General features: G+C 71.4%; 9 protein-coding genes. 3 read left to right on the top strand and 6 right to left on the bottom strand.

What is annotated here, in order from left to right; translation table 11 throughout:
• Window positions 1-69: 69 nt before the first annotated feature.
• The gene (locus tag Acor_RS16325) at window positions 70-1,218 is read left to right on the top strand and encodes a carboxylate-amine ligase (protein WP_155337510.1); all 1,149 of its coding nucleotides are present in this window, start codon (window positions 70-72) and stop codon (window positions 1,216-1,218) included.
• On the opposite strand, the gene Acor_RS16320 is transcribed toward Acor_RS16325, so the two are convergent.
• From Acor_RS16320 to Acor_RS16295, 6 genes are all read right to left on the bottom strand, one after another.
• Window positions 1,198-2,721, bottom strand: coding sequence for an NAD(P)-binding domain-containing protein (locus Acor_RS16320; protein WP_155337509.1), 1,524 nt, complete (start codon window positions 2,719-2,721; stop codon window positions 1,198-1,200). The two genes, Acor_RS16325 and Acor_RS16320, sit on opposite strands and share 21 nt — an antisense overlap.
• The gene (locus Acor_RS16315; protein ID WP_155337508.1) at window positions 2,721-3,263 is read right to left on the bottom strand and encodes a carboxymuconolactone decarboxylase family protein; all 543 of its coding nucleotides are present in this window, start codon (window positions 3,261-3,263) and stop codon (window positions 2,721-2,723) included. The genes Acor_RS16320 and Acor_RS16315 overlap by 1 nt, the downstream gene beginning before the upstream one ends.
• Before the next feature lie 95 nt (window positions 3,264-3,358).
• Window positions 3,359-3,913, bottom strand: a complete 555-nt coding sequence (locus tag Acor_RS16310; RefSeq protein ID WP_155337507.1) for a carboxymuconolactone decarboxylase family protein — start codon at window positions 3,911-3,913, stop codon at window positions 3,359-3,361.
• A gap of 82 nt (window positions 3,914-3,995) precedes the next feature.
• Window positions 3,996-6,389, bottom strand: coding sequence for an ABC transporter permease (locus tag Acor_RS16305; RefSeq protein ID WP_155337506.1), 2,394 nt, complete (start codon window positions 6,387-6,389; stop codon window positions 3,996-3,998).
• Between the two features lie 41 nt (window positions 6,390-6,430).
• On the bottom strand, window positions 6,431-7,246 hold the full coding sequence (locus Acor_RS16300; RefSeq protein ID WP_174876152.1) for a PIG-L family deacetylase: 816 nt from the start codon (window positions 7,244-7,246) through the stop codon (window positions 6,431-6,433).
• 15 nt (window positions 7,247-7,261) lie between these two features.
• Window positions 7,262-8,974: a phosphatidylglycerol lysyltransferase domain-containing protein gene (locus Acor_RS16295; RefSeq protein WP_155337504.1), complete on the bottom strand. Its 1,713-nt coding sequence runs from the start codon at window positions 8,972-8,974 to the stop codon at window positions 7,262-7,264.
• A 102-nt stretch (window positions 8,975-9,076) separates the two neighbouring features.
• On the opposite strand from Acor_RS16295, the gene Acor_RS16290 reads away from it, so the two are divergent.
• Window positions 9,077-9,562, top strand: a complete 486-nt coding sequence (locus Acor_RS16290; RefSeq protein ID WP_170316957.1) for an anthrone oxygenase family protein — start codon at window positions 9,077-9,079, stop codon at window positions 9,560-9,562.
• Between the two features lie 16 nt (window positions 9,563-9,578).
• Window positions 9,579-9,794, top strand: a complete 216-nt coding sequence (locus Acor_RS16285; RefSeq protein WP_155337502.1) for an RNA-binding S4 domain-containing protein — start codon at window positions 9,579-9,581, stop codon at window positions 9,792-9,794.
• The last annotated feature ends 75 nt before the right edge of the window (window positions 9,795-9,869 follow it).

Genomic DNA, 9,869 nt, shown 5'->3' with positions numbered 1-9,869 from the left:
GATTCCGCCCGTCAGCCGGGAAGGCGTGGATAACCTACGCGCGTCATAGGTACGGAGCCAAGGAGCGGCATGACTGCCACCGCCGACATCGAGCAAGTGGTGCCCTACGACGCGGCCTGTCCCCTCGTCGGAGTGGAAGAGGAATACCTGGTCGTCGACCCCGAGACCCGGGAGGCGTCCCCCCAGTCGGCCGCCGTGGTCGCCAGGGCGGCGGCCGTGCTGGGCGAGCAGGTCGGCACCGAGATCACCCGCTACCAGGTCGAGGCCAAGACCCGCCCCTGCGCGGGGACCGCCGAACTGGAGAGCCAGCTCCGCCGCATGCGCGCCGCCGTCGCGTCCGCCGCAGCCGACGAGGGGCTGCGGATGGTCGCCTCCGGCACCGCCGTGCTCGGCGACGTGGTGCCGCCGCTCATCACCGACCACCCCCGGTACGGCATCGGCATCGCCAACTACCGCTCACTCCACGACGAGCAGAGCATCTGCGCCGGCCACGTCCACGTGCACCTGCCCGACCGGGAACGCGCCGTGCTGGTCAGCAACCACCTGCGGCCGTGGCTGCCGACGCTGATCGCGCTGATGGCCAACTCGCCGCTGTGGTGCGGGCGCGACACCGGCTACGCCAGCTGGCGGACCCTGTCCTGGGGCAAGTGGCCGGTGGCCGGGCCGCCGCCGTACTTCGCCTCGGCCGCCGAGTACGACGAGGTGATCGGCAAACTGACCGAGGCCAAGGTGCTGGTCGACCCGGGCACCATCTTCTGGGACATCCGGCCCTCGGCCCGGCTCCCCACCCTGGAGATCCGGGTAACCGACGTGCCGGCCACCGCCGGGGAGTCGGCGCTGCTGGCCGCGATCGTCCGGGGGCTGGTGGTGACCGCGCTGGGCCGGGTGGAGCGCGGCGACCCCGGGCCTGTGCTGCGCGGCGAGCTGCTCAGGGCCGCGTACTGGCAGGCGGCCAGGGACGGCCTGGCCGGGGACGCCATCGACCCGGTCACCGGGCGGCTGTCCCCGGCGTCCGAGCAGGTCGCCGAACTGCTGCGGCAGCTGCGCCCGGCGCTGGAGGAGACCGGCGATCTCAGCCTGGTGACTGAGCGGCTGGCCCGGTTGCAGGTGATCGGCACCGGCGCGGCCCGCCAAGCCGCCGCCCACGCCCGCCGGGGTTCGGCGGCGGACGTGGTCGACGCGCTGGTCAGGGACTTCTCAGCTCAGCTGCTCGGATAGGAACGCGTAGAGCGGCTCCACGTGGCGGACCGGGTTGCGCCAGACGGCCAGCAGGTCCTCCAGCAGGTGCCGCTCGGCGACCTGCTCCCCGTGCCGCCAGCTGCGGATCACCGGGTGCAGGAACGCGCTCTCGTGGGCCATGCCGGGGGTGGGGTCGCGCTGGATGTTGAACACGTCGCCGTAGTTCTGGCGGCCCCAGCGGAGCGTGATGGTGAAGAGCTCGGCCTGGTCGCCGAAGCGTTCGACGGCGTAGTCCTCGGGCAGGTCCTGGTACTGCTGGATCTGCCCGGTGGCGCGGTCGACCACGTACGCGTCGCACAGGTACTCGAACTGGGTCCACAGCGCGGAGCTCCAGTTGACCCGGTCGAGCATGGTGGCGCCGAGCTTCTCGTGGTCGAGCGGGATCACCTGGCGGTCCAGCGGGGTGTTCTCGTAGCGTTCGGCGAGCAGCGCGGTCAGGGTGCGCAGGTTGTAGCGGAAGCCGTCGATGAACGCCGAGGACGCCTGCTTGAAGTCGCGGGCCTGCATGAGCGTGCCGGCGAAGTAGAGGCCGTCCACGTTGGCGGACTGCCAGTCGGGGCGGATCGCCGGAATGCGGCCGTTGGGGGCCATGGCGGGCAGGCAGGACTCGTCGAAGATGCTCCGGTCCATGGTGAAACCGGTGCAGCGCAGGACGGAGTCGTATTCCAGCAGGGCCTGCTCGCCGTTGGCGAGGGTGTAGGTGATGGCGGCCTTGAAGTGGTCGTCCTCGCGCCAGATCCGGTTGATGTCGCATTCGAGCACGCCGTGCAGGGTCTTGAACCAGTAGCTGTCCAGGAAGGCGCCGTACTGGCCGCGCACGTCGCCGGGGTGTTTGGTGTTCCACGCCAGGCGGACGCCGTGCGGGCTGGCCAGGTGCACGATGGCGGCGTGCGGGAGGATCGCCTGGGCGGTCTCGAAGGCGGAGTTGCCCTTGCCGATGACGAGCACGCGCTGGCCGGTGTAGGCGGCGCCGTCGACCTCCATGTCCTCGTAGCCGGTCGCCAGTTCGATGCCCGGAATGTTCGGAATGTTCGGTCCGCCCCAGCCGGTGGCGACGATCACGCATTCCGCCTCGTACGTTTTCCCGGGCGTGTGCACCAGGAATCGGTCGTCGATCTTCTCAATTCGGTCGACCGGAGTCATGAAACGTACATTGAGTTCGTGCTCGCGCTCGAAGTCGGCGAGATACCGCACCAGATCGTCCGCGCCCGGCAGATACTCCCTCGAATAGCGCGGGAACATCAGCTCCGGCGAGTCGTTGAGCAGCGAGTTCCAGTCCCAGCGCAGCTTGATCTCGGGCTCGTCCTCGACCGTGTGCACCTTGTTGAGCGAGATCAGCCGCCGGTGCCGGGGGAACTCCTTGAAGAAGGCGCCGGGGGACTCCGTGCGTTCGAGGGTGAGGTAGTCCGCGCCGGCCCGTTTGAGGTAGTAGCTGAGCTGGAGACCGGCTGGACCCGCGCCGATGATGAGGTACCGGTGCATCAGGCCTCGTCCCGGGCGTATCCGGCGGCCACGATGAACTGCGCCATCACCGCGTAGTCGGCCGGGTCGTCCGGGGTGAGCGCGGCCAGGCCGTCCACGTACCGGTTGTACATGCAGAACGCGGCCGCGATCAGGACCGCGTCGTGGATCTCGACGTCGGTGGCGCCCGCTTCCCTGGCCGCGGCGATGTGCTCGTCGCCGACCTTGCGGCCGCTCTCCTGGACCGCGCCGGCGATCGTCAGCAGCGCTCTGAGCTTGTCCGAAATGGGCGCGCCGCCCAGATCGGCGCGGACCTGCTCGACCAGGTCCATGCCCTCGGGCAGCTGGGCGGCGGCGAAGGCCGCGTGCGAGTTGTAGCAGAAGCGGCAGTCGTTGAGCGCGGACACGTAGGCCGCGATCAATTCCCGGTCACCCCGGGGCAGCGAGTTCTCGCCGCGTAACAGCACCTCGGCGAGGGCGCTCATCGGGCGGGCGGTCTCCGGCCGGTAGTCGAACAGGCCGATGATTCCAGGTGATTCGTTCCCCAGCGCTATGTGCGGCATGAACACTCCTAGGCGATCAGGCGAGGCCATCACCCGCAGGGTGGGTGATCATCGCATACCGGTCAACCCCGGTCGTTCATGCCGCAGATTGCGTCCTATCCCAAACGTAGAGAATCGGCCAATACGGCCAGATATCCGTCAGTGCGTTGGGCCCTGGCGGCGTACACTGCCGGGTCGTCTGGGGCGAATGTGTCGAGACCGTCGACGTACCGGTTGAACATGCAGAAGGCCGCCGCGATCAGGACCGTGTCATGGATCTCGATATCGGTCGCGCCCGCCTCCTTGGCGGTGGTGACGTGCTGCTCGGAGACCTTCTGGCCGGACTCCTGCACCGCACTGGCGATGCCCAGCAGCGCCTTGAGCTTGTCGGAGATCGGGGCGCTGGCGACATCGGCGCGGATCCGCTCCACCAGGACCAGATCCTCCCCCAGCTGTACGGCCGCGATGGCCGCGTGGGTGGAGTAGCAGAATCGGCACGCGTTCAGCGCCGACACGTACGCACCGATCAACTCGCGCTCACCGCGGGAGAGCGTGCTCTCCCCGCACAGGAGCACCTCCGCCAGCTCGTTCAGGGGCAGCGCGGTCTCTGGCCGGAATCTAAACAGACCACGGATCCCAGGCTCATCAGAGTTGAGGGTGATGTGTGGCATGAACGCCTCCTCCGCAGACGAAATCATGTGACTTGACCAGATTCGCCCCGCGCAATCTTTGCCGCATCTCCGGAATTGCGCGTTATTCAGCTCGCAACGCCTGGCCGAGGTTGCGGTGCCCGGCGTGGCGGCCGGGACCGGCCGCGAGCAGGGCCGCGACCAGCAGCGCCAGCGGCACGATCAGGATCAGCGTCCACGGCGAGGTGGGCGGCTGGTACTGCAACGGCATGATCCCGGCGGCGGCCCGCCACAGGATCCGGCCCAGCGCCATGCCGAGCGGGATCCCGGCGAGCAGGCCGAGCGTGGTGATCGCGCCGGCCTGGGTGACCACCGCCAGGCGGCACTGGCCCCGGGTCATCCCGAGGGCCCGCAGCACCGCCAGGTCGTGGCCGCGCCGCCGGACCGCGACGATCAGGGCGTGGCCGACCGCGCCGACGGCGAGCAGCGCCAGGAAGCCGCCCAGGACCAGCGGCAGCACCCGCACGTTCCTGATCTCGCCGAACTGGCGCGGCGCGAACGGCTCGGTGAGCAGCGGGCCGATGCCGTCCGGGCCCGTCGCGGCCCGGGTGAGGCGGGCGGCCACGGCGTCCGGGGAGCTGCCCTGCCGCAGCACGAGCAGGCCGCCGTGTTCCTTGAAGCCGGTGAACAGCTGGTCGTAGCCGGGTCCGGTGACCCAGGCGCCGCTGTCGTAGCCCCGGGTGGAGCTCTCCACGCCGAAGCCGATGCCGGTCACCCGCAGGGCGCGGGAGCCCTTGTCGCCGGCCAGCGGGATGGTCGCGCCGATCCCCGCGCCGAGCTGCCGCGCGCTGACCGGGGCCAGCACCACCTCGTCGTCGGCCGCCGGCGCCCGGCCCTCGGTGAGCACCAGCGGCACCGGCGCGCCCACCGGCTCGTAGGTGTAGGTGACCACCGGGAGCTCGCCGCTCCGCCCGCCCGCGACCCGCATGTCGATGACCCCGAGCACGTCGGCGTCGTCGGCCACCGTGTCGAGCACCGGCCGGGGCGGCAGGAAGTCCTGCCCGCCGAAGCCGAAGATGACCATCAGCTGGTAGTTCTGCCCGAACCTGGCCGGATTGGCCGCCGCGTCGGCGACCCCGGCCGAGAAGGTGAACGCGGCGAGCACTCCGAACACGCCGGTGACCGCCCCGAGCAGCGCCGGCCGCACCGGTACCGCCCGCGCCCCCTGCCCCGGCTCCAGCGCGAACCGTGCCCCGACCACCACGGCCACGGGGAGCCCGGCCGCCGCCATCGCGGCGACCACGGCGGAACGCCGCCCTGGCGGCACCCTGCCCGGGGCGGACAGGCCCGCCCAGACCGCGACCGCCGTCCCGGCCGCCACCAGCACCGGGATGAGCACGGCGAACCCGCCGAGCACCAGCCAGTCCACGTCGACGCCCGGGTCGGGTTCCCGCGCCGCCGCCGCGCCGAACGGCAGCCAGGCCGACGCGGGGACGGCCAGTCCGACCGCGATGGCGGTGCCCGCGACGGCGGCCAGCACCGGGCCCGCGATCGCCAGGCGCACGCCCTGCGTCCGGGTCAGGCCGACCGCCGTGAGCGCGCGCAACTCGGCGGCGCTGGCGGCGCCGTACCTGATGATGGCCTGGCCGACCAGGACCAGTGCGGCCAGGAAAGCGGCCAGGCCGAAGGCGAGCAGGCAGGCGCTTTCGAAGCCGATGACGTCCCGGGTGTGCCGGACGGCCTCGGCGCGGTTCACGATGTCGATGTTGGCCCCGCCGGCGACTCTGGCCAGGTCGGCGCGGAAGCGCGGCACTCCCTGCTCGCCGCCGCGCAGCCGGACCAGGCCGTTGAGCGGGGTGTCGCCGGCGGTGCCGAGCAGGTTGGCGCGGTAGCGGGCGAGCAGGCCCGGCGAAGGGATGAGCTTGCCGTGTCCGCCGGCCTCGTCCGCGTACCAGAAGGAGCGGATCACGCCGACGATCGTGATCCGCAGCACCGGGCCGCGCGGCGCGGCGTTGTCCCTGGCGTCCGGGTCCGGGCCCGCCTGGTCCAGGCTGGGCAGCCGGAGGGTGACCGTGTCGCCGACGCCCCGGCCGGCGGCGCGGACGAACTCGGCGGTGACGACGGCCTCCTCGGCCTTCGCCGGGTCGGCGAGGCGGCCGGCGAGGATGATCGGCCGCTCGATCGTGCGCATGGCGTCGGCGTCGGCCGGGACGAACGAGCTCAGTTCGTCGTCGGGGGCCTCGTCGAGGGGGAGCGCGGTGTAGCCGGGGAAGGTGGTCACCGCGGCCACGTCGGGGAGCCGCCGCACCGCCGCCCAGTCGAAGCCGGTCTGGTTGGGCAGGACGGCGAGGGTGGCGGGCAGCGTGCCGGCCAGCAGCCGGTCGACCGCGCTTTCACCGCGCCGCGCCCCCGCCACCGAGGTCATCACGGTGGCTCCGGCGAAGGCGACCAGCAGGCTCAGCACGACCAGCGATCGCCAGCGCCGGCTCAGTTCGAGGCGCAGCCAGACCAGAATCACCCCGCCAGTCTCGGCGGGCCCGGCAGGGCCCCGGCAGGGTGCTAGCCCTCGGTAAGACCCTCGAACAGGTCCTCTTCCTGGTCCGGGGCGGCGACCTCGCAGCGGACCCGGACGAAGGTCTCGTGGCCGAGCGCCATCTGCTGCGCCTCCTGCGGCATCTGCAGCAGCCAGATGTTCTCGCCCTGGCTGGCGTGCGCGCGCAGCGCCTTGATCTTCCGGTCCACGTACGGCGAGACGTCCACGATGGTGGTGATCAGCTCGTCGGGGGTGCCGAAGTCGGCGGGCAGTTCGAGGTCGCCCAGGTCGACGCCGTTCGCGCGCATGTGCTCGAACATCTGCCGGACCCGGGCCCGGGGGACGGCGGTGTAGTACAGCTTGGCCGGGATGCCGGTCGCCTCGGTGGCGGCCACCGCGATCCGGTGCGCCTGGATGTGGTCGGGGTGCCCGTAGTTGCCGCGTTCGTCGTAGGTGACCACGACGTGCGGCCGGTAGTGCTCCATCAGCGCGACCAGCCGCGCGGTCGGCTCCTCGATCGGCACGTTCCAGAACGCCCGGGGATCCTGGTTGGTATCCCACCCGACCATGCCGGAGTCCCGGTAGCCGAGCAGCTCCACGTCGCTGATGCCCAGATGCTCGACGGAGGCCCGCAGCTCGGCCAGCCGCAGTTCGGCCACGGCCTCGCCGTCGTGCCCGTCGTCGCCCGGCTTCACGCCGCCGGGGCCGTCGCCGGCCTCGCCGTTGGTGCAGGTCACCAGCACGGTACGGAACCCCTGGGCCGCATACCGCGCCAGGACCCCGCCCGTGCCGATCACCTCGTCGTCGGGATGCGCGTGCACGGCCATCAGCGTCAGATCCATGGAACTCACCCTAAGTCAGGACTCGCCCCGTCTGAGCAGCTGCGGCAGACTGGGCGCCCGCAGGAACCCTTCGGCCATGGCCGACGCGATGCCTACCTTGACGAGATCCCGGGTGTCCTCGTACGCGAGGAACCGGGGCACCCATTCGGGCCGGTACTTCACGTTGGCCCGGTACAGCGACTCCAGCTGCCACCACCGGGACAGGAACAGCAGCAGCCGGCGCCAGGCCCGGATCACCGGCCCGGCCCCGAGCCTGGCGCCCTCCTCGAACGCGGCGCGGAAGACCGCGAAGTTGAGCGAGATCCGGGTCACCCCGAGTTCCGGCGCAGCCGCGACCAGCCCGGCGACCATGAACTCCATCAGGCCGTTCTCGGCGTCCCGGTCGCGCCGCATCAGATCGAGCGAGAGCCCGCCACTCCCCCACGGCACGAACGACAGGATGGCCGCCTCGTTCCCGTCCGCCGTCAGCGCCTCCACCAGCACGCAGCACCCGTCCCTCGGGTCGCCCAGCCGGCCGAGCGCCATCGAGAAGCCGCGCTCGGTCTCGGTGTCGCGCCAGGCTTCGGCGCGGCCGATGATGACGTGCGTCTCCGCCTGGGTCAGTTCGGCGTGGCGGCGGACGCGCAGCGTGTAGCCCGCGCGTTCGACCCGGTTGACCGCCTGGCGGACGCCGCGCATCTCGCGGCCGGTGAGGGTGAACGCGGCCACGTCGATGATCGCCTCGTCGCCGAGTTCGAGGACCTTCAGGCCGGCCCGCTGGTAGGCGCGGGCGCCATCCTCGCCGGCGCCGATCGCGGCGGGCGTCCAGCCGTACGCGGCGGCCTGGTCGGTCCAGGCCCTGATCGCGGGGCCCCACGCCTCGGGGTCGCCGACCGGGTCGCCGCCGGCCAGGCAGACGCCGTTGACGACCCGGTAGGAGACGGCCGCCTTGCCGCTGGGGGAGAAGATCGCGCTGCGGTCCCGCCGGGTGGCGAAGTAGGCCAGCGAGTCGCGCTCCCCCAGCAGCGCGCGGATCCGCTCCTCGTCGGCGGGGGCCAGCACCGCCTTGGCCCGCTGGGACCGGAACAGCACCGCGAACGCGGCGATCAGCGCGATCGCGCTCATCAGCCCGATCAGGAACGACACCCAGGCCGGCGGATGGCCCGCGCCGGGGATGTCGAAGATCCCGCCGAGGGTGTGGCTCAGCGTCCACAGCACCCGCCGGTCGGGCGGGAGCGGGCCGTGGAACACGGTGACCAGCAGGTAGCCGACCACGAAGGAGACGGCCAGCAGCCCGCCGAAGGTGAGCACCGCCTTGCGGGCCGACGCGGGCTGGACCCGGGCGTAGAACTCGCCTCGGGCCCAGAACATCAGCGCCAGCAGCAGGGTGACGACGACCAGGCTGAACGCGGTCTCCGGCAGGGTCGCCTTGCCGCCCTCGACCCGGCCGCCCGGCACCATCAGCAGCACCAGCACGCCCGCCAGGGTGAGCGCCAGCGAGATCCCGAGCAGCACCACGACCAGCCGCCAGGCGATCCGTTTCCGCCGCACCAGCGCCCCGGCCAGCAGCGCGGTGAACGCCGCGTACGCGAGGTTGGGCGCGACCGGGAACAGCCAGCTGTCCACGAGCTGGGTCACCTCGCCGAGCAGCCGCCGCAGCGGCGGGATCAGCGCGATCACCGCCGAGTAGACCGCGAGCACCGTCAGGGCGATCGACAGGATCCTCGGCACGCGCGAACGAGCAGCCATTCACGGTTCCTCCCCAGGTCGGAGAGATCCTGCGACCAAGGGATGATGCGTTCGGTTCCATCGTTTCGTAGGGTCGGTACGACACGACGGGAGATGGTGGGCATGTTCGCCCTGACGGCAATTGCGGCTTTCGTGACGTTGATCCTCACGGGCTGGATCGCGGGGGTCTTCTACACGTACTCGACCTCGGTGATCATGGGCCTGAACGCGGCCGGACCTGAGCACGCCGTCCCCGCGATGCGGCAGATCAACATCAAGATCCAGAACCCGGTGTTCTTCGCGTCGTTCCTCGGCGCCATCCCGGTCGGCGTGATCACCGGGGTGCTCCTGCTGATCGACGGCGAGTCGGGCGCCGGGATCCTCTTCCTGGTCTCCACCGGCGTCTACCTCGCGGGCGCGTTCATCCCCACGATCGCCGTCAACATCCCGCTCAACAACGCCCTGGACCAGGCCACCGGCCCCGGCCCGCAGGTCTGGGCCGCGTTCGCCCCCCGCTGGACCCGGTGGAACCACATCAGGGCCTTCTTCAGCACCGCCAGCCTGCTGGTGGCCGGAATCGCCCTCGCCACCTGGGCCACCGCCTGGTGACGCCTATCCTGGTCGGGTGCGAGAGACGTTCACCTTGGCATCCGACTACATCGCCCTCTGCGACCTGCTCAAGTACTGCGCGATCACCGAGAGCGGGGGCGAGGCGAAGCACTTCATCGCCGAAGGCCACGTCCTGGTCGACGGCGAGGTCGAGCTACGCAAACGCCGTAAGGTCCGCGACGGCATGGTGGTGAGCGGCGACGGCTTCGAGATCCGGGTGATCGCCGGCTGAGCCACTTGGGCCCGGTTCGCGCGCCGGAGTGGATCTGTCCCCGCGGTGTTCCCCGGGCTTTTCCTGGCCTCAGAG

This window comes from Acrocarpospora corrugata (assembly GCF_009687845.1).
Lineage (GTDB): Bacteria > Actinomycetota > Actinomycetes > Streptosporangiales > Streptosporangiaceae > Acrocarpospora > Acrocarpospora corrugata.
Note: the sequence above shows the minus strand (reverse complement) of the source record. Positions and strands in the feature narration are given on the sequence as shown.

What these genes read in the sequence shown, in the direction of transcription:
- Acor_RS16290 (WP_170316957.1), top strand. Translation starts at nt 9,077, where the DNA reads ATGTTCGCCCTGACGGCAATTGCGGCTTTCGTGACGTTGATCCTCACG.
- Acor_RS16300 (WP_174876152.1), bottom strand. Translation starts at nt 7,246, where the DNA reads ATGGATCTGACGCTGATGGCCGTGCACGCGCATCCCGACGACGAGGTG.
- Acor_RS16310 (WP_155337507.1), bottom strand. Translation starts at nt 3,913, where the DNA reads ATGCCACACATCACCCTCAACTCTGATGAGCCTGGGATCCGTGGTCTG.
- Acor_RS16325 (WP_155337510.1), top strand. Translation starts at nt 70, where the DNA reads ATGACTGCCACCGCCGACATCGAGCAAGTGGTGCCCTACGACGCGGCC.
- Acor_RS16320 (WP_155337509.1), bottom strand. Translation starts at nt 2,721, where the DNA reads ATGCACCGGTACCTCATCATCGGCGCGGGTCCAGCCGGTCTCCAGCTC.
- Acor_RS16295 (WP_155337504.1), bottom strand. Translation starts at nt 8,974, where the DNA reads ATGGCTGCTCGTTCGCGCGTGCCGAGGATCCTGTCGATCGCCCTGACG.
- Acor_RS16315 (WP_155337508.1), bottom strand. Translation starts at nt 3,263, where the DNA reads ATGCCGCACATAGCGCTGGGGAACGAATCACCTGGAATCATCGGCCTG.